Genomic DNA, 25,858 nt, shown 5'->3' on the forward strand with positions numbered 1-25,858 from the left:
CGCCCCTCCTCCCGGTGCAGAACGTGCGGCCCGGACCCGACCAGGGGATGATCGGTCACAGAACGCTTTTCTGGCAGACTCTGTGCCTATGGGTGAGAAGACCGTGACGACACTGGAAGGCCGGGAGCAGGCCCCTCCACAGCCCGTCGCGGAGGAGGAAGCGGGGCACGGATTCCTGCACAGGTTGCGGGCCCCGCGGCGCCCCCGCTTCTGGTTCGAGATCCTGTTGATCGCCTTGAGCTACTGGATGTACTCGCTGATCCGCAACGCCGTGCCGGAGCAGAAGCACGAGGCCCTGCGCAACGCGGACTGGATCTGGCGCACGGAGCACCACCTAGGGATCGCCGTCGAGCACTCGGTCAACCACGCCGTGAACTCGGCGACATGGCTGATCATCGGGATGAACTACTACTACGCGACTCTGCACTTCGTGGTGACGCTCGGTGTGCTGGTGTGGCTGTACCGCAGCCACCCGGGCCGCTACGCGGCAGCCCGGCTCGGGCTGTTCGCGACCACGGCCGTGGCCCTCGTCGGCTACTACTTCTTCCCGCTCGCGCCACCCCGTCTGATGACCGGCGGCCACTTCGTCGACACGGTACTGGTCCACGACACCTGGGGCTCGATGGCCTCCGGAGACCTGAAGCACATGTCCAACCAGTACGCCGCGATGCCCTCCATGCACATCGGCTGGTCGCTGTGGTGCGGTGTGACCGTCTTCGCGCTGGCGTCCGTGCCCTGGGCGCGCGTTCTGGGCCTGCTGTACCCGACCGCGACGCTCGTGGTCATCGTCGCCACCGCCAACCACTTCTGGCTGGACGCGGTCGGCGGCATGCTGTGCCTGGCGTTCGGCTTCCTGGTGGCGCGGCTGTGGTTCGGCGCCCTGCCGTACGCGCTGCCTCGCTGGGTGCCGGGTACGGGCGGGGCCGCCCTGCTGCCGCTGAAGGCCTGACCGGTACGCCCGCGGGCCGGCGGCGGGCCCAGGGGGCCGCCGCCGGCCCGGCGGGCGTACCGGTGTCGGGCTCCGCGGTGGACGAGGTGTCCCCCGGTCACGGTGAAGCGCCGGGGCCTCGGCGACCTCGTCCGCGGGTGCCTCGACGGGGTCCGGAGCGAAGGCCGTGAGGTCCGCCCGCAGGCCCGGAGCGATGCGTCCGGCCGCCTCCGGCCCGCCCCCGGCGGCGAGCGCGGCGTGCGTCGTGCGGCCCTGCACCGCCCGGAGCCCCGTGAGCCCGGCCCGTGCCGAGGCCGCGCCCGGCGGCGCGCGGGCGGTCGCCAGGACGCCGCGCACGTCGTACGCGGCGATCGGCCAGTCTGAGCCCAGGGCGACCTTCGCTCCGGCGTGGCGACGGTCTCGGTGCCCGGCCGGCGCCGGTCGCGTACGTCGTCCTCGTCGCCCACCTCGGCGATCACCCCGCCCCGGACGGCGGCCGCGGTGGCGTGCGGCCGGGCGGGGTCGAGGGTGCGGACCTCGGCGCCGGTGAGGATCAGCTCGGCGGTGGGCATCCGCGTGATGCCGCTGATCATCGCCCGGCAGAACCTGGTCCTCGGCTCGGCCCTGGGCCTCGCGGCCCCCGAGGCCATGGGGAGCTCCCGGACGACACTGCCACCCCGCGCCTCGCCGCGGCCCCGGACGCCGTCGGCGAGGACCGCGCGAACCGCGCCTTCGGACCGGCCCTGGACGCCTTCCTCACCCATGCGAGCGCCTTGCAGGGGGCGTGAGGCCCGGGAGGGGCTACGCGGCGCGGGCGTGAGGCCCGGGAAGGGGCTACGCGCCCTCGCGGGCCACAGCACGGGGCGAGGCCCGGGAAAGGGCTACGCGCCCTCGCGGGCCACGGCGCTCAGCGCGTCCAGCAGACCCCGCAGCGCGGGCCTTTCGGGGGCCGACTCGCGCACGGCCGCCTAGATGGCCCTCAAGGGCTCGGGGTCGCGGACCTTGCGCACGACGACGTCGGGATGGCGGCCCCCAGTCCGAGCAGGGGGATCAGGCTCACCCCGAGTCCCGCCGCCACGAAGCCCTGGGCGGCGACGTGGTCCTCGGCGCGCGGGCCGTGGCGGGGATGGTGATGGTGCTCGCCGGCGTGGCGCTGTCGCGTCGGGCGCGGGCGGGTACGGCTGCGGGTGGGGCCGGAGCCGAGACCGAGACCCGAGCCGAGACCCGAGCCGAGACCGGAGCCGGGGCGGCCGGAGCCGAGACCGGGACCGGGACCCGAGCCGAGACCGCGACCCGAGACCGCGACCCGAGACCGCGACCCGAGCCGAGACCGCGACCGCGACCCGAGCCGAGACCGCGACCGCGACCGGGACCGAGGCCGCGGAGGCTCGCGTCGCGGGCGCCGGTGCGGGTGGCGGCGACGGTCCCGACGCAGCCGTCGCGGACGCCGACGCCGGTGACGCCGACGTCGCCGTGGCCGTCACCGGTCCGGGGACGGCTCACGCCCCGTAGAACAGTTCCTCCACGAGCGCCCGCGCCCGCCTGGTGGTCCGCCGGTAGTCGTCGAGCATGTCTCCCACGTGGCCCGGCCCGTACCCCAGGTACCGTCCTACCGCGGCGAGTTCACGCGAGTCGGACGGGAAGGTGTCGCCGGCCCGGCCGCGGACCAGCATCACGGCGTTGCGCACCCGGGTGGCCAGCACCCAGGCCTCGTCCAGCGTCGCCGCGTCCTCCGTGGAAATGAGCTCCGCCGCACAGGCGGCGGCCAGCGCCTCCCGCGTCCGTGTCGTCCGCAGGCCCGGCTCCGCCCAGCCGTTCTGCAACTGCATCAGCTGCACGGTCCACTCCACGTCGGACAGCCCGCCCCGTCCGAGCTTGGTGTGCAGCGTGGGGTCGGCGCCCCGCGGCAGCCGCTCCGCCTCCATCCGCGCCTTCAGCCGGCGGATCTCGCGCACCGCGTCGTCGCCGAGCCCCTCCACCGGGTATCGCAGCGGGTCGATCAGCTCGATGAACCGGCCGCCCAGATCCTCGTCGCCCGCCACGTGTACCGCGCGCAGCAGCGCCTGCGACTCCCACACCAGCGACCAGCGCCGGTAGTAGGCCTCGTACGACTTCAACGTCCTCACCAGCGGGCCCGACTTGCCCTCGGGCCGCAGGTCCGCGTCGATGAGCAGGGGCGGGTCGGCGCTCGGGATCTGGAGCAGCCGCCGCATCTCGGACACCACCTTGTTCGCGGCGCGGGCCGCCTCCTGCTCGTCGACGCCCTCCCGGGGCTCGTGCACGAACAGCACGTCCGCGTCGGAGCCGTAACCGAGTTCGTGCCCGCCGAACCGGCCCATCCCGATCACCGCGAACCGGGTGGGCAGGGTGTCCCCCCACCCGTCGCGCACCACGGCCCGCAGCGTGCCCGCGAGGGTCGCGGCCGTCAGGTCGGAGACCGCGCCGCCGACCAGGTCCACCAGGGCGCCCTGGTCGGCGACGGCGGGCGACTCCTCGGTGCCGTAGGAGGCGACGATGTCGGCCGCGGCGGTGCGGAACAGCTCGCGCCGCCGCACCCCGCGGGCGGCGGTGACCGCCTGCTCGCCGCCGTCGGCCCGGCCGACCGCGGCGAGTATCTCCTGCTCCAGGTGGTCCCGGGTCCGCGGTTCGAGCCCGCCGCCGTCCCCGTCGCCGAGCAGGGCCACCGCTTCCGGGGCACGCATCAGCAGGTCGGGGGCGAGCCGGCCGGCGGACAGCACCCGCGCCAGGTTCTCCGCCGCGGCGCCCTCGTCCCTCAACAGCCGCAGGTACCAAGGGGTCTTGCCGAGGGCGTCGGACACCTTGCGGAAGTTGAGCAGTCCGGCGTCGGGGTCGGCGGAGTCCGCGAACCAGCCGAGCAGGACGGGCAGCAGGGTCCGCTGGATGGCGGCCTTGCGCGTGACGCCGGACGCCAGCGCCTCCAGGTGCCGCAGCGCGGCGGCCGGGTCGGCGTACCCGAGCGCGACGAGCCGTTCGCGGGCCGCGTCGGGGCTCAGCCTGCTCTCGCCGGGGGCGAGTTGGGCGACGGCGTCGAGCAGCGGCCGGTAGAACAGCTTCTCGTGCAGCCGGCGGACGACGGCGGCGTGCCGCTTCCATTCCCGGTTCAGTGCCACGACGGGGTCGGACCGCAGTCCCAGCGACCGTCCGATGCGGCGCAGATAGGACTCGTCCTGAGGCACCAGATGGGTGCGCCGCAGCCGGTAGAGCTGGATGCGGTGCTCCATGGAGCGCAGGAACCGGTAGGCGTCGTCGAGCTGCATGGCGTCGGCGCGCCCCACGTAACCGCCGGCGGCCAGGGCCTTCAGCGCGTCCAGCGTGGTGCCGCTGCGCAGCGACGTGTCGGCCCGACCGTGCACCAACTGGAGCAGCTGCACGGCGAATTCGACGTCACGCAGTCCGCCGGGGCCGAGCTTCAGCTCACGCTCGATCTCGGCGGCGGGGATGTTCTCGACGACCCTGCGGCGCATCTTCTGCACGTCGGCGACGAAGTTGTCGCGCTCGGCCGCGTGCCACACCAGCGGGGCGAGTGTGGCCACGTACTGCTCGCCGAGGCCGAGGTCCCCGGCCACCGGCCTGGCCTTCAGCAGTGCCTGGAACTCCCAGGTCTTGGCCCACCGCTGGTAGTAGGCGAGATGGCTGCTCAGCGTGCGCACCAGCGGTCCGTTGCGCCCCTCGGGGCGCAGGTTGGCGTCCACCGGCCAGATGCTGCCCTCGACGGTCGTCTCGGAGCAGATCCGCATCATGTGGGAGGCGAGCCTCGTCGCGGCCTGGAGGGCCTTGCGTTCGTCGGCTCCGTCGGCGGCCTCCCCGACGAAGATCACGTCGACGTCCGACACGTAATTGAGCTCGTGCCCCCCGCACTTGCCCATCGCGATGACCGCCAGGCGGCACTGCGCCGCGTCGTCGGGGGCGGCCGTCTCGGCTATGGCGAGGGCGGCGCGCAGGGTCGCGGTGGCGAGGTCGGCGAGCTCGGCGGCGGACTGCGCGAGGTCGGTGGTGCCGCACACGTCGCGCGCGGCGATGGACAGCAGGCAGCGCCGGTAGGCGACGCGCAGCGAGACGGGGGACGATGCCTCGGCGAGCCCCCGCTCGAACTCCCGTACTCCGGGGTGCAGGTCCTGCGGCTCGTAGGTGACGAGGGCGTGCCAGTCGCGCGGGTGCCTGGCGAGATGGTCGGCGAGGGCGGCCGAGGAGCCGAGCACGCCGAGGAGCCGGTCGCGCAGGGGCTTCGCCGCGATCAGGGTGTCGAGCAGTTCCCGCTGGGCGGAGTGGCCGTCCTGCGCCTCGACGAGCCGGACCAGTCCGAGGAGCGCGAGGTCGGGGTCGGCCGTGGCGCCGAGCGCTTCCAGGAGCACCGGGTCGGAGCGGACGGGTTCCAGCTCGGCGCCGTCCAGGAGGCGCTCGGCGGCGGAGGGGTCGGTGAAACCGTGCCGCAGCAGCCGTGTGAAGGTACTGCTCCTGCGTCCCGGCGCCGTCATCCTCGGCCTCCTGTCCGATCAAGGTCGTACGAGCCAGAGCCTAACCCCGGTCACCAGGGTGGCGCCCCACGCCGGACTCCGCTTCTGTAGGGGATGCCCGTGCGCCGTACGACGAAGGAGTCACGCCATGGACATGACCCTCGAAGTGATCCTGCTGCCGGTGTCCGACGTGGACCGTGCCAAGGAGTTCTACCGGGACAAGGTCGGGTTCCACGTCGACCTGGACGGCGAGGTGATGGAGGGGGTGCGGATCGTCCAGCTGACTCCGCCCGGCTCCGGATGCTCCATCGCGCTGGTGGACGGCCTCCAGGTCCCGACCGGGACCCCGCAGCCGGGGACGTACCACGGGATGCAGTTGTGCGTCGCCGACGCCAAGGCCGCGTACGACGAGCTCACGGCCCGCGGCCTCGACGTCAGTGAGCCGGTGGAGTTCGCACCGCAGGACGGCGCCACGTTCATGTACTTCAAGGACCCGGACGGGAACGGCTGGGCTATCCAGGAGTACCGGCGGCGCGAGACGGAGCCGCTGCACCGGCTGCTGGGCGAGCTGGCGGCCCGGCGGCAGTAGTTCATCCGCTCTTCACCCCTCGGGTTGGGCCGCGTGGGGCGGGGGAATATTGGCGTGCGCATGCTCTGTCCGCACCGCCCCCGCCTCTTCCCCCCCACCGGAGGTCTGAAGTGTCCGGCAGAAACGTGTACCGCCGCAGCCGTGCCCTCGTGGCGTCGGCCCTCGCCTTCACCGCCGCGGCCGTCGGGCTGTGGACCGGATTCGGCGGCTCGTCCACCGCGCACGCCGCGGCCGCGGTCCCGACCCCGGACCACGTCGTCGTCGTGGTCTTCGAGAACCACGCCTACAGCCAGGTGATCGGCTCGTCCAGCGCGCCGTACATCAACTCCCTCAAGACCGGAGGTGCGAACCTCTCCCAGTCCTACGCCGAGACCCACCCGAGCCAGCCCAACTACTTCGCCCTGTTCTCGGGCTCCACCCAGGGCATCACCGACGACAGCTGCTACACGCCCGGCTTCTCCTCGGCCCCCAACCTCGCCTCCGAGCTGATCGCCGCGGGCAGGACGTGGGGCAGCTACAACGAGACGCTGCCCAGTCAGGGCTCCACGACCTGCAGCAGCGGCAAGTACGCCCGCAAGCACAACCCGTGGTTCGGCTTCAGCAACGTACCGACGTCGAGCGCCCGGACGTTCGCGCAGTTCCCGACGGACTACTCGACGCTCCCGCAGGTCTCCTTCGTCGTCCCCAACCTGTGCAGCGACATGCACGACTGCTCGGTGTCCTCGGGCGACACCTGGCTGAAGAACAACCTGGGCGCCTACGCGACCTGGGCCAAGACGCACAACAGTCTCCTCGTCGTCACCTTCGACGAGGACAACCGGCTCAGCGGCAACCGCATCCCGACCGTGCTCTACGGCCAGCAGGTGACCGCCGGCTCCTCGTCCTCCACGACGTTCAACCACTACGACCTGCTGCGCACGCTGGAGGACATGCACGGTCTCCCGCACGCGGGCAACGCCGCCTCGGCCAAGGACATCACCGGCATCTGGACGTCCTGAGATGTACGTGGCGGACAGCCGCGCCGGCACACCGAGGACCTCGGCGGCGGCGTCCGCGGAAGGCGCCGCCCGGCCCCGGGCCGGGCGGCGCCGTGCCGCGGTCGCACCCACGGTGCTGGCGCTCGGCACGGTCAGTCTGATCACCGACGTCTCCTCGGAGATGGTGACGGCCGTGCTGCCCCTCTACCTGGTGGCGGGCCTCGGCCTGTCCCCCCTGGGCTTCGGGCTCCTCGACGGGATCTACAACGGCTTCTCGGCGCTGGTGCGTCTGGTCGGCGGGCACCTGGCCGACCGGGGCGGCGGCCGGCACAAATGGGTGGCGGGCGCCGGGTACGCGCTGTCGGCGGCCTGCAAGCCCCTGCTGCTCGTGGCGCAGTCCCTGACGCCCATCGGGCTGATCCTGGCCACCGACCGCACCGGCAAGGGCCTGCGCACCGCCCCGCGCGACGCGCTGATCTCCTTGTCGAGCACTCCGCAGACCCGGGGGCGCGCCTTCGGCGTGCACCGTGCGATGGACACGGCGGGCGCGCTCTTCGGGCCCCTGGTCGCCTTCCTGATCCTGCGGACGACCGTGGACGGCTACGACGCCGTGTTCACGGTGAGCTTCTGCGTGGCCGTGGCCGGTGTGCTGGTGCTGGTGCTGTTCGTGCCGGGGGGTTCCGGCACGAACGCCGACCCCGGCACGAACGCCGACTCCGGCGCAAGGACCGGCTTCGGCGCAGGGGCAGGCTCCGACGCACGGGCCGGGGCCGGCGGCGGCGCCGGTTCCGAGGCGAAGGCCCGCGCCGGCACGGGAACCGGCTCCGAGACGACGGCTCGCCCCGGCAGGAGGGCCGGCGAGCTCTCTGTGGAAGCCGGCCTGGACACCGGCCTGAACGCCGCTGTGGAAACCGGTCCGGACACCACCGCGGACACCGCCGTGGACAGCGCCGCGGCCGCCGACCGCGGGAAGGCGGCCTCCCGCCCCACGCTCCGCGCCGCCCTCGCTCTCCTGCACCGGCGTGATCTGCGCCGCATCACCGTCTGCGCCCTGCTCCTCGGGCTCGCGACCGTCAGCGACTCGTTCGTGTACCTGCTGCTCCAGCGGCGGCTCGGCGTGCCGGACCGGTGGTTCGCGCTGCTGCCGCTCGGCACAGCGGCGGCGTTCCTGCTGCTGGCCGTCCCGCTCGGCCGCCTCGCGGACCGGACCGGCCGGTGGCGGGTGTTCCTGGCGGGCCACGGCGCCCTGCTCCTCGCGTACGGACTCCTGCTGTCCTCCTGGCACGGGACGGCCCTGCCGTACGCCGTCCTCGTGCTGCACGGCGGCTTCTACGCGGCGACCGACGGCGTGCTGATGGCGGCAGCCTCGGACAGCGTGCCGAGGGAGCTGCGTTCGTCGGGTCTCGCGCTGGTCCAGACGGGTCAGGCGCTGGCCCGCTTCGCATGCTCGCTCGGCTTCGGCGCGGCCTGGACGGCGTGGGGCGACCGCACGGCGCTGACCGCGTCGGCCGTGGCGCTGGTGTGCTGCGCCCTGTTCTCGTTCCGGCTCCGTCCCACCCCTCCCGAAGGGCTCGCATGACCCTCCGCACCCGCATCCTGGTCCTGGTCTCGGCGCTGGTCGTCCTGGCGGGCGTCGCCACGGCGTCCGTCCTGCACGCGTCGGCCCGGGCGGACCGCAGGAACCAGGCCCGGCCCGGCGGCCCGCGGATCACCGCGGGCACGGTGGCGCTGACCGGTGACGGCGGCCGTATGGTCTTCCGGAACATGGCGTGGGGCCCGCACCGCGACGAACTGGCCACGGTCCCGGCGTCCGACCCGTCGGGCCCGCGCACGGCGTCCGGGGTCAAGTGCCTGCGCTTCTACGCGGCGGCAGGCACCGGGGTGTGCCTCCAGGCGGTGCACGGGCCCGTCCAGGACACCTACCGTGCCGTGGTCCTCGACGCGCGGCTGAAGGAGCGTGCACGCTACGACGTGCCGGGCATCCCGTCCCGCGCCCGGGTCTCCCCCAGCGGCCGCTACGCCTCCTGGACGGCATTCGTCGGCGGCGACTCGTACGCGGGCACGAACTTCTCCACCCGCGCGGCCGTCGTCGACACGCGGACGGGGAAGCTGACCCCGTCCCTGGAGGCGTACCGGGTGGTGAAGGACGGCCGGATCCACCACGCGGCGGACGTGAACTTCTGGGGCGTCACCTTCGCCGCCGACGACCGCACGTTCTACGCGACGCTGGCGACGGGCGGGAAGACCTACCTGGTCCGCGGGGACCTGCGCACCCGCACGGTCACCACGCTGCGCACGAACGTCGAATGCCCGTCCCTCTCCCCCGACGGCACCCGCGTCGCCTTCAAGAAGCGGGCCGAGGGCCTCCCGAAGGACGCCCCCTGGCACCTCTACGTCCTCGACCTGCGCACCATGCGGGAAACCCCGCTCGCCGAGCCCCGCAGCGTCGACGACCAGGCCGTCTGGCGCGACGACCACACCCTCGTCTACGCCCTGCCCGGCGACTACGGCGCCGACCTCTACACCGTCCCGTCGGACGGCACGGGAGCACCACGACGCATCAGCACGGCGGCGGTGTCACCGGCGTACATCGGCTGACGTGCGGGCGCGAACCGGCCCGCCCCGGGACGCCGGTGGGGCCCCGTGGTGACCGTGCGGGTTGCACGGGGTCGGGTCGCTCCCGGTCGTCATTCGTTGTTGCAGGTCGACCCCACGGCCCAACGACGGCCCGGCTACGGCCGCCTCCCGACAGCCGGCAGATTCACAGACCGTGCGGAGGGCGACCCTCGAGCCGCGGTTTCGCAGCCGAGAACAACGGTCACCCGACGTATGCCCCACCCTAAGGTGACCCTGGTAGGTCGTTGAGCCGATCAGCGAGGATCATCGCCACATCGTCCGCCAGGTCGCCGCCGGTGTGGAGGGTCAACCCCTGGTGCAGTTGCTCCAGGAATTCCGGTGGGCTGGGACCGGCGCCTATCTCCTCCATGGCCTCCGGCAGGGCGAAGAATTCGCCGTCGCGATTGCGGGCCTCGATCACACCGTCGGTGTACAACAACAGACGGTCGCCGGGGACGAACGCATAGCTCTCAGACTTCTCGGGGAGGTCAGTGATGAGATCTTCGAGGCCGAGAGGCGGCGACACCGAGCTCGGCGTCAGTGGTGCAGCACTGCCCTGGTGCAGCAGCAGCGGTGGTGGATGCCCACGGTTGACCAGCTGTACCAGGGGTTGGTCTGGCACCTGCGCGATGAGCGCCGTGGTGAACCCTTCCAGCAGAACCTCCTGGCCATACGCACCTGGCACGAAGAGTTCCCGTCGCAGCGCAGCCGCGCAGCGGTTCATGACCTCCACCAGGTCCTCCTCATAGTGCACGGCTTCCCGGAACGCGCCCAGCGCCACCGCGACGGCTCGCACCGCGGACAGACCCTTTCCCCGGACGTCCCCGACGATCATCCGGACGCCGTACCTCGTCTGCACGGCCTCGTACAGATCCCCGCCCACCCGCGCCCCCGTCCCGGCCGCAAGGCACAGACTGCCGGCCCGCAGTGGGCCCAGGCACGCGGGCACAGGCCGCAGCACGACCTCTTGGGCCGCTACGGCGATGCTGCGGACCTGGTCGAGCTCTCGCTGCCTGCGCTCCTGCATGGCGCGGCTGGTGATGAAGCCGGCCACGGAGACCAAGGCCAAGGCCAGGAAGTTGCTGTAGACCTGCAGCGTCCCCCACGCCCCGTTGTAGGTCGCGGTGGTCACGCTGATCGCCAGCGCGAGGGCGGCCGCCGCGGTGGTGCCCTTGGGCCCCAAAGTCACTGCCGCCAGCGCCGGGACCGCCGTGAGAAAGGGGCCCGTATAGATGAAGTGCGCAGGCGTGAGCTCGATGACCAGCACGGCCAGTGCGATCAGATAGGGCAGATACTGCATCAGCGTGAAGAGGACCCGGTGATGACCGCCTGCTCTTGGCACCGGGGGTGAGCGCAAGAGCGACTTCATGCACCAAGCCTGCCTCGCCGGCACCTACGGCTCCACCCGGCCGCCCTGGCCGGCCCGGAGACTGGCGCGGCCCAATTCACAGTCTCACGCCAACGCTGCCTGATCTGGCGCTAAAACTCCGCGGCCGGGCGGGTGCACGTCCATGCCACGGCCCCCGCAGGGACCGGCAGACGGCGCGAGAGCACGGGATGCATGCTCTGAGGCACTTCTACGCGTCGGTGCTCCGGGACGCCGGCGAGAACGTCAAAGCGCCGTAGCACCTACCTGGCGGCACACAGAGGCCTGCGGTCATCGACCGCAGGCCCGGCCTACGGCGTCACGAGAAGTGCCGCTGACCTGTCCTTACAGCACTGGAAGATTCTTCCGCAGCTCGAACGCCGTGACCTCGGACCGGTACTCCTCCCACTCCGACTTCTTGTTGCGCAGGAAGAAGTCGAAGACGTGTTCGCCGAGGGTCTCGGCGACGAGTTCGCTGCGCTGCATGAGGGTGAGGGCCTCGCCGAGGTTCTGCGGGAGGGGCTCGATGCCCATGGCGCGGCGTTCGGCGTCGGAGAGGGCCCAGACGTCGTCGTCGGCGCCCGGCGGCAGTTCGTAGCCCTCTTCGATGCCCTTGAGGCCGGCGGCGAGGAGGAGGGCGTAGGCCAGGTAGGGGTTGGCGCCGGAGTCGAGGGAGCGGACCTCGACGCGGGCCGAGCCGGTCTTGCCGGGCTTGTACATGGGCACGCGGACCAGTGCGGACCGGTTGTTGTGGCCCCAGCAGATGTACGACGGCGCCTCACCGCCGGCGCCGGCGGTGCGCTCGGAGCCGCCCCAGATGCGCTTGTAGGAGTTGACCCACTGGTTGGTGACGGCGGAGATCTCCGCGGCGTGCCGGAGCAGGCCCGCGATGAAGGAGCGGCCGACCTTGGAGAGCTGGTACTCCGAGCCGGACTCGTAGAAGGCGTTGCGGTCGCCTTCGAAGAGGGAGAGGTGGGTGTGCATTCCGCTGCCCGGGTACTCCGAGAACGGCTTCGGCATGAAGGTGGCCTGCACGCCCTGCTCCAGCGCGACCTGCTTCATGATCAGCCGGAAGGTCATGATGTTGTCGGCCGTGGAGAGCGCGTCGGCGTAGCGCAGGTCGATCTCCTGCTGGCCCGGGGCGCCCTCGTGGTGGCTGAACTCGACCGAGATGCCCATCGACTCCAGCATCGTGATGGCCTGGCGACGGAAGTCCTGGCCGACGTTCTGCGGGGTGTGGTCGAAGTAGCCGGAGTTGTCGGCGGGGGTGGGACGCGAGCCGTCCAGCGGGCGGTCCTTCAGCAGGAAGAACTCGATCTCCGGGTGGGTGTAGAAGGTGAAGCCCAGGTCGGAGGTCTTGGCCAGGGCCCGCTTGAGCACGTAGCGCGGGTCGGCGAAGGACGGGGAGCCGTCCGGCATGAGGATGTCGCAGAACATGCGGGCGGTGCCGGGGGCCTCCGCGCGCCAGGGCAGGACCTGGAAGGTGGAGGGGTCCGGCTTGGCGATCATGTCGGACTCGTAGACGCGAGCGAAGCCCTCGATCGCGGAACCGTCGAAGCCGATGCCCTCGTCGAAGGCCTGTTCCAGCTCGGCCGGGGCCACGGCCACCGACTTGAGGAAGCCGAGCACGTCCGTGAACCACAGACGTACGAACCGGATGTCCCGCTCCTCCAGGGTCCGGAGCACGAACTCCTGCTGCTTGTCCATCTTCCGCTTCCACCCATCCTTGCTGGTCAGGCCGCCTGCTCCCACGCCCCGGGGACGATCGGGCCACCTGAGCATCCCACCACAACACCATTTCGTGCGCGTTGCGGACCATGATCGCCCGGGCGACTCCGGCCTGAACGCCTCGCGTACGGCAGGTGTCCTGCTCTGGGCCCATCTTGCCTGTTCGACGGCGTCTCTGAAATGGCCGACCCCCACCTCCTCCCGCCTCCCTTTAAATTTGCATCTGAGATGCAAGTTTTATTACCGTGCGAGGCAGACAAGGGGGGCCGCGGCCCACCCTCCCGCCTCTCCTCCGAGGAGCCCTGATGCTGTCCGAACAGTCCACCGCCACCGTGCGCGCCACCCTCCCCGTCGTCGGAGCCGCCATCGGAGAGATCACCGAGCGCTTCTACGCCGGACTGTTCGCCGCCCACCCCGACCTGCTGCGCGACCTCTTCAACCGCGGCAACCAGGCCGCCGGCACGCAGCGCCAGGCCCTGGCCGGCTCCATCGCCGCGTTCGCCACCCATCTGGTGGAGCGCCCGGACGAGCGCCCGGACGCGATGCTCCAGCGCATCGCCCACAAGCACGCCTCCCTGGGCATCGCGCCCGAGCAGTACGCGGTCGTCCAGGAGCACCTGTTCGCGGCCATCGCCGGAGTGCTCGGCGACGCGGTGACCCCCGAGGTCGCGGCGGCCTGGGACGAGGTCTACTGGCTGATGGCGAACGCCCTCGTCGCCATCGAGCGGCGCCTGTACGACGAGCGGGACGGCGGCGGCTGGCGCGAGTGGGAGGTCGTCGACCGGGTCGAGGAGACCGCGGACGTCGCGACCTTCCGGCTGCGCCCGGCCGACGGCGGGCCGGTGCCGGACTTCCGCCCGGGGCAGTACGTCTCGGTGCGCGTCGAACTGCCGGACGGCGCCCGTCAGATACGTCAGTACAGCCTGTCCAGCGCCCCGGGCTCACCCGTGCGCCAGATCGGCGTGAAGCGAGTGCACGGGGGCGACGCGCCCGACGGCGAGGTCTCGAACCACCTGCACGCGCGCGTGCACGAAGGCAGCAGGCTGTGGCTCTCCGCCCCGTACGGCGATCTGGTGCTCGAGGCCGACGACGCACCGCTCGTGCTCGCCTCGGCCGGAATCGGCGTGACTCCGATGATCGCGATGCTGGAGCAGCTCGCGGACACCGGGCACGGCGCTCCGGTCACCGTGGTGCACGCGGACCGCTCACCGGCAGAGCACGCGCTGCGCTCCGACCACGAGGCGTACGCGGGCAAGCTGCCGGACGCGGCCGTCCACTTCTGGTACGAGCGCCCGGAGCCTGGACACCCCGCCGACCGTACGGGCTTCGTCGACCTGTCCGGGGTGGCGGTCCTGCCGGGCACCCGCGCGTACCTGTGCGGTCCGCTGCCCTTCATGCGCAGGGTGCGGGAGCAGCTCCTCGCGAAGGGCGTGGCGGCCGCCGACGTCCACTACGAGGTGTTCGGGCCCGACCTGTGGCTCGCCAAGGGCTGAGCCACCGGCCGGCGCGGAGGGGCGGAGAGCCGGCCGGCCCGGAAGGTGCCGGCCGGCGTCGGGGCCACGGGCGCCGGAAGGTCTCCGGAAGGGCTTCGGGAGATCCGGCCGGCGTCTGAAGGTGCCGGCCGGCGCCGCGGGGCCCGGTCAGCGCCGGGAGATGCCGAGCAGCACCGGCCCGGTCGGCGCGGCGACCATGTCCGCGACGGTCAGCGGGTCCAGCGAGGCGTAGAACGCCTCCTGGGCCCGCTTGAGGGCGCCCCGCAGGCGGCAGGCGGAATTCAGCGGGCAGGGCACGGCCCCCTCGCACTCGACGACGTCCCCGTCCCCCTCGAAGGCGCGGACGACGGCGCCCACCGACGCCGAGAGTCCCGCCTCGGTGAGCGCGAGGCCTCCGCCCCGGCCGCGACGGGCCGAGAGCAGCCCCAGGTGCTGGAGCTCGGCGACGACCTTCGCGGCATGCGTGTACGGCACGTCCATGTCCTCGGCGACCTCGCGGGTCGTGGGAGAGGCCCCGTCCGCGACGGCGAGCCGCATCAGGACGCGCAGAGCAAGGTCGGTGGATCGCAGGAGCCGCATACCGCGAGCGTAAATAATGCGCATCCGAGGTTCAAATTATCGGGACGAAAGCCGTCCGCGCACCGGCCCGAAGGCCACCTGTTCGGTCATTCCTGCGGCCCGCTCTGCATACGCGCCCGTCTCCCCTACTACGATCAGCGGACCGACCGTCCCATTCCCCCATAAGGACTCGCCATGGGTTCCGCCAAGAACACCAGCACCGCCTCGCGCAAGGCGCGCATAGAGGAGCTGCGCCGTGCCGAGCGCGCCCGTGAGCGGCGCAACCGGATCCTCACCATCACCGCGAGCGTGGTCGTCGTCGCCGGCCTCGTCGTCGGCGGCGTCGTCCTCGTGAAATCGCAGTCCGACAAGAACGACACGGCGAGCGACTCGAAGACGGCGGGCCACTTCGTCACGGGCAAGGACGGCGTGAAGACCTGGCAGGGCACGCTGGCCCGCAACCACGTCTCCAAGACCGTGAAGTACCCGATGGAGCCGCCGGTCGGCGGTGACCACAACCAGGTCTGGATGAACTGCAACGGCGACGTCTACACCAAGGCGGTCAACAACATGAACGCCGTGCACTCGCTGGAGCACGGCGCCGTCTGGGTGACGTACAACAGCAAGGCGTCGGACGCGGACGTGAAGGCCCTCGCGGCGAAGGTCAAGAAGACCCCGTACACGCTGATGAGCCCCGTCGACGACCAGAAGGACCCGATCATGCTCAGCGCCTGGGGCAAGCAGCGCACGGTGACGGGCGCGAGCGACCCGAACGTCGACAAGTTCTTCTCGGAGTTCGTGCAGGGCAAGCAGACGCCCGAGCCGGGCGCCGCCTGCACCAACGGTCTGTCCCAGTGAGGCAGGCCGGCTGGATCGCGGGAACCGCGGCGGCCGTACTCGTCGCGGGCGGGGCGATCACGTACGCGGTGGCCCAGGACGACGGTTCGAACACCGACGTGCCCGCCGCCGGCTCCGCCGACGCGGGCTTCGCGCGCGACATGGCGGTCCACCACCAGCAGGCCGTGGAGATGTCGTACATCGTGCGCGACCGCACCAAGGACACCGAGGTACGTCGTCTCGCGTACGACATCGCGCAGACGCAGGCCAACCAGCGCGGCATGCTGATCGGCTGGCTCGACCTCTGGGAGCTGCCGAAGGTGTCCGCGGACGCCCCCATGACCTGGATGGGCATGGGCGACATGGCCTCCGGTGACGACGGAGCGCTGATGCCCGGCATGGCCACCGACGCCGAGATGAAGAAGCTCGGCACGCTGAACGGCAAGCAGGCGGAGATCCTCTACCTCCAGCTGATGACCGACCACCACAAGGGCGGCATCCACATGGCCGAGGGCTGTGCCGCGAAGTGCAAGGTCGGCGTGGAGAAGAAGCTCGCGCAGGGCATGGTCGACGCCCAGCAGTCGGAGATCCGGCTGATGTCCGACATGCTCAAGGCGCGCGGCGCGAAGGCTCGCGACTAGGACGCGTGCGGGCCGGTCCCGGGGGGCTCCGAGCTCCGGGCCCGGCCCGGGTTCCGGCGGGCGTCCCGGAACCGCCGCGGCCCGTCGCCGACCGCGGCCTCGCGCACTGACGGCCCGTCAGTCGCACAGCTCCGCAGGGCCGCACCAGTACTCCGCACGCCCGGCGGGTCCGCCGCGTCCGAAGCCCTGACCCGGGCAGCCGGCCCCGCGCCTACACAAGGCCGGGGCCTTTTCACAACAACTCGGCATGGAACCGAGGGAAAACCCTCGATTCTCCCCGAAGGCCTGCCGCAAACCGCCCCAAAAAGCCGCGAAACACGGCCACTTGGGGTTTCCTTGGCCTTTCCATTCCCCTGGCATGAACGGTTCATCGCCAGAGTGGCCCCCATCGTGTGATCCATTACCCGCCGCCTCCTCGGGCGCGGGCAACCACGTGTTTCACCGAACGACCACTACATGCGACGAACCGCATCGCAGGGGGTTCTATGAGATCCAATCGCGCCAAGACGCGCGCCGGGGTGAGCATGGCGGCGACACTGCCACTGCTCGCCGGCGCGCTGGCGCTCGGCATACCCGCGGCCCAGGCCGCGGACGGCCCGGGCCGGGACACCCTCGCGGGCACCAAGCCCGCCTGGGCGACGGCGAAGGCGGACAAGGGGGCCACGTCCGACGGCTCCCAGGTCTCCGCCCGGGTCTACCTCGCCGGCCGGAACGCCTCCGGTCTGGCCGCGTACGCCAAGGCGGTGTCCGACCCGGACTCGGCCTCGTACGGCAAGTACCTGAGCGCCAAGCAGGCGCAGGCGCGCTTCGGCGCCACCAAGGCCCAGGTCACCGCGGTGACCTCGTGGCTGAAGTCGGCCGGCCTGAAGGTCACCGGCACCACGCGGCACTACGTCTCCGTGACCGGTGACGTGGCCGCGGCCGAGAAGGCCTTCGGCACCCAGCTGCACAACTACGCCAAGGGTGCCAAGACCTACCGGGCGCCGTCCAGGACGGCTTCCGCCCCGGCCGCCCTGAACGGCGCCGTCCTGACCGTCACCGGCCTGGACAACGCGCCGCACAAGGCGACGCACGCCGACCAGCTGCCGCCCCCGGACGCGGTGTTCAAGAACTCCGGGCCGTTCTCCTCGTACTACGGCTCGAACGTCGCGAGCACCCTGCCGGACGCCTACGGCTCGAAGATCCCGTACGCGGTCAAGGGCTACACGGGCAAGCAGCTGCGCGCCGCGTACGGCGCGGGCAAGCGCACCGGCAAGGGGGTGCGGGTCGCCATCACCGACGCGTACGCCTCGCCGACCATCGCCTTCGACGCGGCCACCTACGCCGGCAAGCACGGTGACGCGGCGTACAGCAGCAGCCAGCTGCGTCAGGTGCTGCCGAAGAAGTACACGAAGACGAAGGAGTGCGGAGCCGCCGGCTGGTACGGCGAGGAGACCCTCGACGTCGAGGCCGTGCACGCGGTCGCGCCGGACGCGAGCATCACCTACGTGGGTGCCGCCTCCTGCTACGACGACGATCTGCTCGACTCGCTGAACAAGATCGTCGACGGGCACCTGGCCGACATCGTCTCCAACTCGTGGGGCGACATCGAGGCCAACGAGACGCCGGACATCGCGGCCGCCTACGACCAGGTCTTCCAGTTCGGCGCCGTCCAGGGCATCGGCTTCTACTTCTCCTCCGGCGACAACGGAGACGAGGTCGCCAACACCGGTACGAAGCAGGTCGACACGCCGGCCAACTCGGCGTGGGTGACGGCTGTCGGCGGCACCTCGCTGGCGGTCGGCAAGGGCGACTCGTACCTGTGGGAGACCGGCTGGGGCACCCAGAAGGCCGCTCTGTCGGCCGACGGGAAGAGCTGGGACGCGTTCCCGGGCGCGTTCACCTCGGGTGCGGGCGGCGGCACGAGCAAGACCGTGGCGCAGCCGTACTACCAGAAGGGTGTCGTCCCGAACGCGCTCGCCACGGCGAACAACCCCGCGGGCAACCGGGTCGTCCCGGACATCGCGGCGATCGCCGACCCCAACACCGGTTTCAAGGTCGGCCAGACGCAGACCTTCCCGGACGGGACCGAGCAGTACAGCGAGTACCGCATCGGCGGCACCTCGCTCGCCGCTCCGGTGATCGCGGCCGTGCAGGCCCTGGCCCAGGAGGCGCGCGGCGGCAAGGCGATCGGCTTCGCCAACCCGTCGATCTACGCCAAGTACGGCTCGAAGGCGTACCACGACGTCACGGACACCCCCACCGGGTCCGGGCTCGCCGTGGCGCGTGTCGACTTCGCGAACGGCTTCGACGCGGCCGACGGTGTGCTCACCTCCGTCCGCAGCCTCGGCAAGGACAGCTCGCTGAAGGCCGTGAAGGGCTACGACGACGTCACCGGCGTGGGCTCGCCCGCCCCGGGCTACGTGGAGTCGTACAGCCGTCACTGACGGACCGTCATCACGGGTGCGCCCGCTTCTCCTGTCTCTTCGGGAGAAGCGGGCGCACCCGTTCGTCCTGTCCGTCCGTGAGGAGCGGGCGCGGGCATTCGCCCCATGGCGCGGGCGTTCGCCCGGGTACCGGCCGGCCCGGCGGCGGCGGGTTCCTCACCCCGCCGCGGGTCACGCGTGCTCGCGCCAGCCGTTGGTGATGGGCAGCCGGCGGTCCTTGCCGAAGCCCTTCGCGGAGATCTTGGTGCCCGGCGGGTACTGGCGCCGCTTGTACTCCGCCGTGTCGACCATGCGGAGCGTCTTCACCACGAGCTCCCGGTCGAAGCCGGCCGCCACGATGGTGTCGGCACCCTCGTCACGGTCCACGTACCGCTCCAGGATCGCGTCGAGGACGGGGTAGTCGGGCAGCGAGTCCGTGTCGACCTGGCCCGGCCGCAGCTCGGCGCTCGGCGGCTTGGTGATGGAGCTCTCCGGGATCGGCGGCGTCCGGCCGCGCTCGGCCGCCGCCCGGTTGCGCCACTCGGCGAGCCGGAAGACGGACGTCTTGTACACGTCCTTGATGGGCCCGTACGCGCCGACGGAGTCGCCGTACAGGGTGGAGTAGCCCACGGCCAGCTCGGACTTGTTGCCGGGCGCCAGGACGATGTGCCCCTCCTGGTTGGAGACGGCCATGAGCATCGTGCCCCGCAGCCGCGACTGGAGGTTCTCCTCGGCCAGGCCCGTCAGCCCCAGCGCCGACATGTAGGCGTCGAACATCGGCTCGATCGGCACGGTGCGGAAGTTCAGCCCCGTGCGTCGCGCCAGTTCGGCCGCGTCCCCCCTGGAGTGGTCCGAGGAGTACTTCGACGGCATCGACACGCCGTACACGTTCTGGGCGCCGACCGCGTCGCACGCGATGGCGGCGACGAGCGCCGAGTCGATGCCTCCGGACAGGCCGACGAGCACGGAACGGAAGCCGTTCTTCGCCACGTAGGCGCGCAGGCCGACGACGAGCGCCGAGTACACCTCCTCGTCGTCGTCGAGCCGCTCGGCGTAGCCCCCGGTGAGCTCCACCTCGTAGGGCGGCAGCGGCTCCTCGGAGACGACCAGCCGTTCGATGCGCAGCCCGTCGTCGACCACTCCCGTCACGGGCTCGGCGGCCCCGGCCGGCAGGTCCAGGTCCAGGACGACGCACCCCTCCGCGAACTGCGGTGCCCGTGCGACGACTTCACCGTCACGGTCCACGACGATCGAGTCGCCGTCGAAGACGAGCTCGTCCTGTCCGCCGATCATGGCGAGGTAGGCGGTGGTGCAGCCCGCCTCCTGGGCCCGCTTGCGCACCAGCTCCAGACGCGTGTCGTCCTTGTCGCGCTCGTACGGGGAGGCGTTGACGGAGAGCAGCAGGCCGGCCCCGGCGGAGCGGGCGGCGGGGACGCGCCCGCCGTCCTGCCAGAGGTCCTCGCAGATGGCGAGGGCGACATCGATGCCGTGCACCCGTACGACCGGCATGGTGTCGCCGGGCACGAAGTACCGGAACTCGTCGAACACGCCGTAGTTCGGGAGGTGGTGCTTGGCGAAGGTCAGCGCCACCCGGCCGCCGTGCAGCACGGCGGCGGCGTTCTGCGGGGCGCCGGCCGGCTGGCCGTACTTCGGCTGCGCCGTCTCGGACCGGTCGAGGTAGCCGACGATCACCGGCAGCTCCCCGAATCCCTCGTCGGCCAGGCGGGCGGCGAGCGAGTGCAGCGCCGCGCGGGAGGCCTCGACGAAGGACGACCGCAGGGCGAGGTCCTCCACCGGATACCCGGTCAGCACCATCTCGGGGAACGCCACCAGGTGCGCTCCCTGCTCGGCGGAGTGCCGGGTCCAGCGGACGATCGCCTCGGCGTTGGCGGCGATGTCGCCGACCGTCGAGTCGATCTGATTCAGAGCGAGGCGTAGTTGAGGCACGGCACCAGTCTAATCGTCAGAGCGACGCAATCGGGTGTGTGCCGCCCCACTGCACCCGGCGGCCGGTGCCGACACCCCGGCCGCCACCCGAACTCGGCCCCGCCGGCACTTCGGGGGCTCCGCCCCCGCACCCCCGTACCGGCCTGAACGGCCTCGTCCTCAAGCGCCGGACGGGCTGCGCGACGCATCAGCCCCTCCGGCGTGTGAGGAGCGGGGTTCGGGGCGGAGCCCCGGGGACGGGACGGGTAGGGGCGGAGGGGGCGCATCCCGGGGAACCGCCCGCCCCCCGGTCAGCCGGAGACACGCTCCGTGACCGGCGGGACGTGCCCGGCGACGAGCCGCCCGGCGGACGCGACGGCCCTGGAGGCCGGCGCCCGGCGCCGGTCCACGCCGTACGCGACCCCGGCGACGACGAGCCCGAGCACCGCGAGCCCCGCCCCGGCGACCGCGGGAGAGGTCACGCCGAATCCGGCGGCCAGGGCGAGCCCGCCGATCCATGCGCCACCGGCGTTGGCGAGGTTGAACGCGGCCTGGTTGGCGGAGGACGCGAGGGACGGCGCGGCGGCGGCCTTCTCCATGACCATCAGCTGGAGGGGCGAGCCGGTGACGAACGCGGCGACACCGAGGAGGGTGACCGCGACGGCCGCGCTCCACTGGGCGCCCATGAGGGCCGGGAAGAGTGCGAGGACGACGACGAGGGACGCCAGGCCGCCGAAGAGCGTGCCGCGCAGCGAGTGGTCGGCGAGGCGCCCGCCGACGAGGTTTCCGACCGTCGCGCCGACGCCGAAGAGGGCGAGCAGCAGGGTGACGCTGCCCTCGGCGTACCCGGCGGAGTCCGTGAGCATGGGTGTGACGTAGCTGTACGCGGAGAACAGCGCCCCGAAGCCCGCCACGGTGGTGCCGAGGGCCAGCCACACGGGCAGGGAGCGCAGCGCGGCGAGCTCGCCGCGCAGACCGCCCGCGGGGGCGTGCGCCGGGGCGTGCGGGATGAGCAGCAGCAGCGAGGCGATGGCGGCGACACCGATGACGCTGACGCCGAGGAAGGCGGCACGCCAGCCGAGGTGCTGCCCCCCGAGCGTGGCGACGGGGACGCCGACGATGTTCGCGACGGTCAGACCGAGGAACATCAGGGAGACGGAGCGCGCCCTGCGTTCGGGGGTGACCATGCCGGTGGCGACGACGGCGCCCACGCCGAAGAAGGCGCCGTGCGGCAGTCCACTGAGGAAGCGGGCGGCGAGCAGCCAGTGCTCGTCGGGGGCGAGGGCGGAGAGGGCGTTGCCCGCGACGAAGAGGCCCATGAGAGCGATCAGGACCGTGCGGCGGGGCAGCCGGGCGGTGGCCGCGGCGAGCAGCGGGGCGCCGATGACGACGCCGAGGGCGTACGCGGAGACGAGGTGCCCGGCGGCGGGGACGGATATGCGCAGGTCGTCCGCGACGTCGGGGAGCAGCCCCATCATCACGAACTCGGTGGTACCGACGCCGAAGGCGCCCACGGCCAGGGCGAGCAGGGCCAGGGGCATGAAGGGGCCTTTCACGAGCGGGGTGGAGGAGCGGTGCGCCGCGCGGGTGCTGCTCCGTAGGCATGTCACCGCCCGTGCACGGCGCTGTGCACGGGCAGCATAAGTTCAGCTACGGAACAAAATAGCTCAGGCCCAGTATTCCCGCGGCTACGACGCCGATTCGTCGATCTTGACGCGCGCGGCGATCGGCAGGTGGTCGCTGCCGGTCTCGGGCAGGGTCCAGGAGGTCACCGGCTCGACGCCCTTGACCATGATCTGGTCGATGCGGGCCATCGGGAACGACGCCGGCCAGCTGAACCCGAAGCCGCTGCCCGCCGCGCCCTGGGTGGAGCGCATCTGTGCGGTGACGGCGTTCAGAGCACGGTCGTTCATCGTGCCGTTGAGGTCGCCGAGCAGGACGACCCGCGTCAGGCGCTCGTCGGCGATGGCCTCGCCCAGTGCGTCGGCGCTCTTGTCGCGCTGGCGTGCGGTGAACCCCGCCTCCATCTTCACGCGCACCGAGGGCAGGTGGGCGACGTACACGGCGACCTTCCCGGCCGGCGCGTCCACGGTCGCCCGCATCGCGCGTGTCCAGCCCAGCTTGATGTCGACGGGCCGGGAGCCGGTCAGCGGGTACTTGCTCCACAGTCCGACGGTGCCCTGCACGGAGTGGTACTTGTACGTCGACGCGAGCGCCTTCTCGTACACCGGGACCGCGGAGGCGGTCAGCTCCTCCAGTGCCAGCACGTCGGCGCCTGAGGAGGCCACGTCGCGGGCGGTGCCCGACGGGTCCGGGTTGTCGGCGTTGACGTTGTGGGTGGCGACGGTGAGGTCGCCGCCGTTGCCGGTCCTGTCGGTGAGCAGTCCGCCGAAGAGGTTCAGCCAGACGATCGCGGGCAGCAGCACGGCGATCAGGGCGGTGACGGACCTCCGCACCAGGCCGAGGACCAGCAGGACCGGGACGAACACGCCGAGCCACGGCAGGAAGGTCTCTGTGAGGCTGCCGAGGTTGCCGATGCGGTTGGGGATCTGCGCGTGCAGCAGCATCACCAGCGCGAGGAACACCGCGAACGCGGCGAGGAGGATGCCGCGGCGCCAGATGCCCCGGTCGCCGCGCCAGCCGTCGAGCAGGCGCCGAAGCCGGGACCCTCTGCGGTCCGGCCCCTGGCCGCCGCTTCCCGTCTCCGTCATATACGCCTGCGCCATACCGTCGCCTCACAAACTGCCGCGCGCACCGTCTGCCCCTCGGCTACGACCCTAGGGGATGATCGGCGTCGTTCCTGCCGCCCGGGGGCGGCCGTACGGGCAAGGGGACGTACAACTTCGCGTCCGGAGTTCCGGATGGGGGCGTGGATCGCGCCCTCTGTGACGAAACGCGCACATTCGACCCGTCAGGAACGGCCCGTCAGAAACGATGCGGACTACGGCCGGTCGGGACGCAGCCCCTCCAGCACCGTGTCGACGATCCGCTCCGCGAGGTCCTCGGGGAGTTCCGACTCCGGGCGCATCACGGCCCGCACGAGCATGGGGCCGACGAACAGGTCGTTGAGCAACTCGATGTCGAGGTCCGTGCGCAGTTCGCCGTTGCGCTGGCCGCGCCGCAGCACCTCGTAACCCAGTTGGCGTCGCGGCGCTATGACGGTCGCGTCGTAGGCGGCCCAGAGTTTCGGGCTGCTCTTCATCTGCGCGTGGACGTTGTGCAGGATCGCCGACGAGCGGTTGAGCAGGCCGCGTTGGCGCAGCGATTCGAGCAGCACGATCAGGTCGTCGCGCATCGAGGTGCCGGGGAGGTCGGGATCGGGGGGTTCGGCGGCGCGCAGGACGTCGACGAAGAGCTCCTCCTTGCCGCTCCAACGGCGGTAGATGGTCGCCTTGCCGACGCCCGCCGTACGCGCGATGCGCTCGATGGAGAGCTCGCCGAGCGGCACACCGTCCTCCAGGAGTTTCATGACACCCTCCAGGATGGCGCGTTCCACGGCCTCGCTTCGGGGACGTCCCCGGGTGGACCCCCCGTGCCTGGGTCGGCTGTGCGCGAGGCTCACGTCGAACTCCGTTCCCTTCGTTGACCTGGTCCCATTCTCCCCGGTGCACGCGATTCGCGGGCACCCGGTGCCAGGATGCCCACGAATCGCCGCGACGGCGCGTCAGTGGTCGGCCGTCACCAGCTCGGCCTCCTCCTCGCCCGCCCGCTCCTCCGCCGCCCGTCCCGGCAGGAACACGGCGACGACCAGCGCGCCGATGATCGCCACGCCCGCGCCGCACAGGGCGGTGACGTGCATGGCGTGCAGGAAGGCGTCGTTGGCGGGGGTGACGAGGGCCTTGCCCTGCGGGCCCAGCCGGGCCGCGACACCGAGGGTGGCCTCGATGGACTCTCCGGCGGTGTGCCGCAGGCCGGCCGGGACGAGGGAGAGCTTGTCCTCGATGCCGGTGCGGTAGGACGTGGAGAGCACGGAGCCGAGGACGGCGATGCCCAGGGCGCCGCCGACCTGGCGGAAGGTGTTGCTGAGCGCGGACGCCGAACCCGCCTTCTCGCGCGGCAGGGCCTGCATTATCACGACGCTGGTGGGCGTCATGATGTGCGCCATTCCGGTGCCCATGAGGAAGAAGATGACCTCCAGGAGCCAGATGGGGGTGTCCCTGTCCAGGACGGCGAACGCGGCGAGCATCGCGGCGATGATCAGCAGACCCGCCGTGCAGGTGGCCTTGTTGCCGATGCGGTCGACGACGAGGCGGGCGCGCGGGGCGAAGATGATCTGGGCCGCGGCGAGCGGCAGCATCAGCAGACCGGTCTGCAGCGGCGAGTAGCCGCGCACGCTCTGCGTGTAGAAGACGGAGAAGAAGGTCACGCCCATCAGCGCGAAGAAGACCAGCGCGATGGCCGCGATGGCGGCCGAGAAGACCTTGTTCTGGAAGTACGTGACGTCGATCGACGGGTGGTCGCTGCGCTTCTCGTACACGACGAAGAAGGCGAGGACGGCGAGTCCGGCGGCGATGGTCGCGAGGACGGTGCCGTCGGTGAAGTCGGCGAGCTGGCCGCCCTTGATGATGCCGTAGACCAGCAGGACGAGCCCGATGACGGAGAGAACGACGCCGACCGGGTCGAGGCGGCCGGGGTTCGGGTCACGGGAGTCGGGGACCAGCCAGAACATCAGGACGAGCGCGAGCACCACGATCGGCACATTGATCAGGAAGACCGAGCCCCACCAGAAGTGGTCCAGCAGGACACCCCCGGTGATCGGGCCGATCGCGATGGCGAGACCGACGCCGCCGGCCCAGATGCCGATGGCCTTGGGCTGCTCGTCGCGCTCGAAGACGTTCATCAGGACGGCGAGGGTGGCGGGCATCACGAAGGCGGCCCCGAGACCCATCACCGCGCGGAACACGATGAGCTGGACCGGCGAGCCGGACTCCGCGGCCAGCGCGGATCCGATGCCGAACACGGCGAGACCGGCGAGCAGCATCTTCTTGCGGCCGAGCCGGTCGCCGAGGAGGCCGGCGGTGAACAGAAGTCCGGCGAAGACGAGCGTGTAGGCGTTGATGGCCCACTCCAGCTCGCTCTGCGTGGCGCCGAGTCCGGTGGGCGCCGGTGTCGAGATCGTCTTGATCGCGACGTTGAGGATGGAGTTGTCGAGCACCACGATCAGCAGGCTTAGCATGAGCACGCCGAGGATCGCCCAGCGGCGCCGGTGCACCGCCTCGGGCACACGTCGTTCGGCAGGAGGAGCGGAGGTCGTCATGGCGACCACCCTAGGCGACTTCCGATACGGCACCGTCTCGTATCGGAAATGCTTTACGTAGA

Annotated in this window: 18 protein-coding genes and 2 pseudogenes; 10 read left to right on the forward strand and 10 right to left on the reverse strand. The window is 71.7% G+C overall.

Features of this window, described 5'->3' with window-relative positions; genetic code table 11:
• Positions 1-88 precede the first annotated feature (88 nt).
• Complete coding sequence (locus tag H305_RS0112990; protein WP_028800775.1) at positions 89-949, forward strand: phosphatase PAP2 family protein; 861 nt, start codon at positions 89-91, stop codon at positions 947-949.
• A gap of 71 nt (positions 950-1,020) precedes the next feature.
• Here the strand turns inward: H305_RS0112990 and H305_RS54685 are convergent.
• Positions 1,021-1,351 (reverse strand): annotated as a pseudogene (locus H305_RS54685) (amidohydrolase family protein); the annotation flags it as partial.
• Positions 1,352-2,427: 1,076 nt separating this feature from the next.
• Positions 2,428-5,424 (reverse strand): bifunctional [glutamine synthetase] adenylyltransferase/[glutamine synthetase]-adenylyl-L-tyrosine phosphorylase, encoded by a 2,997-nt coding sequence (locus tag H305_RS0112995; RefSeq protein ID WP_028800776.1) that lies wholly within the window; start codon positions 5,422-5,424, stop codon positions 2,428-2,430.
• A gap of 127 nt (positions 5,425-5,551) precedes the next feature.
• Between H305_RS0112995 and H305_RS0113000 the strand changes: the two genes are divergently transcribed.
• The 4 genes from H305_RS0113000 to H305_RS0113015 all read left to right on the forward strand — a co-directional run bounded on the left by H305_RS0113000 (position 5,552) and on the right by H305_RS0113015 (position 9,567).
• A complete protein-coding gene (locus H305_RS0113000) occupies positions 5,552-5,992 on the forward strand; it encodes a VOC family protein (RefSeq protein WP_028800777.1) in 441 nt (146 codons plus the stop codon).
• 110 nt (positions 5,993-6,102) lie between these two features.
• Complete coding sequence (locus tag H305_RS0113005) at positions 6,103-6,990, forward strand: alkaline phosphatase family protein (protein WP_028800778.1); 888 nt, start codon at positions 6,103-6,105, stop codon at positions 6,988-6,990.
• A gap of 1 nt (position 6,991) precedes the next feature.
• Entirely contained in the window at positions 6,992-8,548 is a 1,557-nt protein-coding gene (locus H305_RS0113010; protein ID WP_028800779.1) for an MFS transporter, read from the forward strand.
• Positions 8,545-9,567: a TolB family protein gene (locus H305_RS0113015; RefSeq protein ID WP_028800780.1), complete on the forward strand. Its 1,023-nt coding sequence runs from the start codon at positions 8,545-8,547 to the stop codon at positions 9,565-9,567. The genes H305_RS0113010 and H305_RS0113015 overlap by 4 nt, the downstream gene beginning before the upstream one ends.
• Before the next feature lie 241 nt (positions 9,568-9,808).
• Here H305_RS0113015 and H305_RS0113020 read toward each other — a convergent pair whose 3' ends face one another.
• A complete protein-coding gene (locus H305_RS0113020; RefSeq protein WP_028800781.1) occupies positions 9,809-10,954 on the reverse strand; it encodes a PP2C family protein-serine/threonine phosphatase in 1,146 nt (381 codons plus the stop codon).
• Between the two features lie 170 nt (positions 10,955-11,124).
• Here H305_RS0113020 and H305_RS54695 point away from each other — a divergent pair.
• A pseudogene (locus H305_RS54695) lies at positions 11,125-11,205 on the forward strand (integrase); the annotation flags it as partial.
• A gap of 91 nt (positions 11,206-11,296) precedes the next feature.
• On the opposite strand, the gene glnA reads toward H305_RS54695, so the two are convergent.
• On the reverse strand, positions 11,297-12,658 hold the full coding sequence (gene glnA, locus H305_RS0113025; protein ID WP_028800782.1) for a type I glutamate--ammonia ligase: 1,362 nt from the start codon (positions 12,656-12,658) through the stop codon (positions 11,297-11,299).
• A gap of 326 nt (positions 12,659-12,984) precedes the next feature.
• Between glnA and H305_RS0113030 the strand changes: the two genes are divergently transcribed.
• Positions 12,985-14,172 (forward strand): globin domain-containing protein, encoded by a 1,188-nt coding sequence (locus H305_RS0113030; RefSeq protein ID WP_028800783.1) that lies wholly within the window; start codon positions 12,985-12,987, stop codon positions 14,170-14,172.
• Between the two features lie 147 nt (positions 14,173-14,319).
• On the opposite strand, the gene H305_RS0113035 is transcribed toward H305_RS0113030, so the two are convergent.
• Positions 14,320-14,751: an RrF2 family transcriptional regulator gene (locus tag H305_RS0113035; protein WP_028800784.1), complete on the reverse strand. Its 432-nt coding sequence runs from the start codon at positions 14,749-14,751 to the stop codon at positions 14,320-14,322.
• A gap of 174 nt (positions 14,752-14,925) precedes the next feature.
• Here H305_RS0113035 and H305_RS0113040 point away from each other — a divergent pair, with 174 nt between their 5' ends.
• From H305_RS0113040 to H305_RS0113050, 3 genes are all read left to right on the forward strand, one after another.
• Complete coding sequence (locus H305_RS0113040; protein WP_028800785.1) at positions 14,926-15,588, forward strand: DUF3105 domain-containing protein; 663 nt, start codon at positions 14,926-14,928, stop codon at positions 15,586-15,588.
• Positions 15,585-16,208 carry a DUF305 domain-containing protein gene (locus H305_RS0113045; RefSeq protein WP_028800786.1) on the forward strand — a complete coding sequence of 208 codons (624 nt, stop codon included), beginning with the start codon at positions 15,585-15,587 and terminating at the stop codon, positions 16,206-16,208. The genes H305_RS0113040 and H305_RS0113045 overlap by 4 nt, the downstream gene beginning before the upstream one ends.
• A gap of 485 nt (positions 16,209-16,693) precedes the next feature.
• A complete protein-coding gene (locus H305_RS0113050) occupies positions 16,694-18,634 on the forward strand; it encodes a S53 family peptidase (RefSeq protein ID WP_037763739.1) in 1,941 nt (646 codons plus the stop codon).
• Positions 18,635-18,805: 171 nt separating this feature from the next.
• On the opposite strand, the gene H305_RS0113055 is transcribed toward H305_RS0113050, so the two are convergent.
• The 5 genes from H305_RS0113055 to H305_RS0113075 form a co-directional block, all read right to left on the reverse strand.
• Positions 18,806-20,560 carry an NAD+ synthase gene (locus H305_RS0113055; protein WP_028800788.1) on the reverse strand — a complete coding sequence of 585 codons (1,755 nt, stop codon included), beginning with the start codon at positions 20,558-20,560 and terminating at the stop codon, positions 18,806-18,808.
• A gap of 290 nt (positions 20,561-20,850) precedes the next feature.
• Positions 20,851-22,080, reverse strand: coding sequence for an MFS transporter (locus H305_RS0113060; RefSeq protein ID WP_028800789.1), 1,230 nt, complete (start codon positions 22,078-22,080; stop codon positions 20,851-20,853).
• A 147-nt stretch (positions 22,081-22,227) separates the two neighbouring features.
• The gene (locus H305_RS0113065; RefSeq protein ID WP_028800790.1) at positions 22,228-23,265 is read right to left on the reverse strand and encodes an endonuclease/exonuclease/phosphatase family protein; all 1,038 of its coding nucleotides are present in this window, start codon (positions 23,263-23,265) and stop codon (positions 22,228-22,230) included.
• A gap of 215 nt (positions 23,266-23,480) precedes the next feature.
• Positions 23,481-24,101: a TetR/AcrR family transcriptional regulator gene (locus tag H305_RS0113070; protein WP_028800791.1), complete on the reverse strand. Its 621-nt coding sequence runs from the start codon at positions 24,099-24,101 to the stop codon at positions 23,481-23,483.
• Positions 24,102-24,203: 102 nt separating this feature from the next.
• The gene (locus H305_RS0113075; protein WP_028800792.1) at positions 24,204-25,796 is read right to left on the reverse strand and encodes an MFS transporter; all 1,593 of its coding nucleotides are present in this window, start codon (positions 25,794-25,796) and stop codon (positions 24,204-24,206) included.
• Between the last annotated feature and the right edge of the window lie 62 nt (positions 25,797-25,858).

Source organism: Streptomyces sp. 142MFCol3.1 (genome assembly GCF_000424945.1).
Taxonomy (GTDB): domain Bacteria; phylum Actinomycetota; class Actinomycetes; order Streptomycetales; family Streptomycetaceae; genus Streptomyces; species Streptomyces siamensis.

What these genes read in the sequence shown, in the direction of transcription:
- H305_RS0113015 (WP_028800780.1), top strand. Translation starts at nt 8,545, where the DNA reads ATGACCCTCCGCACCCGCATCCTGGTCCTGGTCTCGGCGCTGGTCGTC.
- glnA (WP_028800782.1), bottom strand. Translation starts at nt 12,658, where the DNA reads ATGGACAAGCAGCAGGAGTTCGTGCTCCGGACCCTGGAGGAGCGGGAC.
- H305_RS0113060 (WP_028800789.1), bottom strand. Translation starts at nt 22,080, where the DNA reads ATGCCCCTGGCCCTGCTCGCCCTGGCCGTGGGCGCCTTCGGCGTCGGT.
- H305_RS0113065 (WP_028800790.1), bottom strand. Translation starts at nt 23,265, where the DNA reads ATGGCGCAGGCGTATATGACGGAGACGGGAAGCGGCGGCCAGGGGCCG.
- H305_RS0113030 (WP_028800783.1), top strand. Translation starts at nt 12,985, where the DNA reads ATGCTGTCCGAACAGTCCACCGCCACCGTGCGCGCCACCCTCCCCGTC.
- H305_RS0113075 (WP_028800792.1), bottom strand. Translation starts at nt 25,796, where the DNA reads ATGACGACCTCCGCTCCTCCTGCCGAACGACGTGTGCCCGAGGCGGTG.
- H305_RS0113010 (WP_028800779.1), top strand. Translation starts at nt 6,992, where the DNA reads ATGTACGTGGCGGACAGCCGCGCCGGCACACCGAGGACCTCGGCGGCG.
- H305_RS0113035 (WP_028800784.1), bottom strand. Translation starts at nt 14,751, where the DNA reads ATGCGGCTCCTGCGATCCACCGACCTTGCTCTGCGCGTCCTGATGCGG.
- H305_RS0113020 (WP_028800781.1), bottom strand. Translation starts at nt 10,954, where the DNA reads ATGAAGTCGCTCTTGCGCTCACCCCCGGTGCCAAGAGCAGGCGGTCAT.
- H305_RS0113040 (WP_028800785.1), top strand. Translation starts at nt 14,926, where the DNA reads ATGGGTTCCGCCAAGAACACCAGCACCGCCTCGCGCAAGGCGCGCATA.
- H305_RS0113050 (WP_037763739.1), top strand. Translation starts at nt 16,694, where the DNA reads ATGAGATCCAATCGCGCCAAGACGCGCGCCGGGGTGAGCATGGCGGCG.
- H305_RS0112995 (WP_028800776.1), bottom strand. Translation starts at nt 5,424, where the DNA reads ATGACGGCGCCGGGACGCAGGAGCAGTACCTTCACACGGCTGCTGCGG.
- H305_RS0112990 (WP_028800775.1), top strand. Translation starts at nt 89, where the DNA reads ATGGGTGAGAAGACCGTGACGACACTGGAAGGCCGGGAGCAGGCCCCT.
- H305_RS0113000 (WP_028800777.1), top strand. Translation starts at nt 5,552, where the DNA reads ATGGACATGACCCTCGAAGTGATCCTGCTGCCGGTGTCCGACGTGGAC.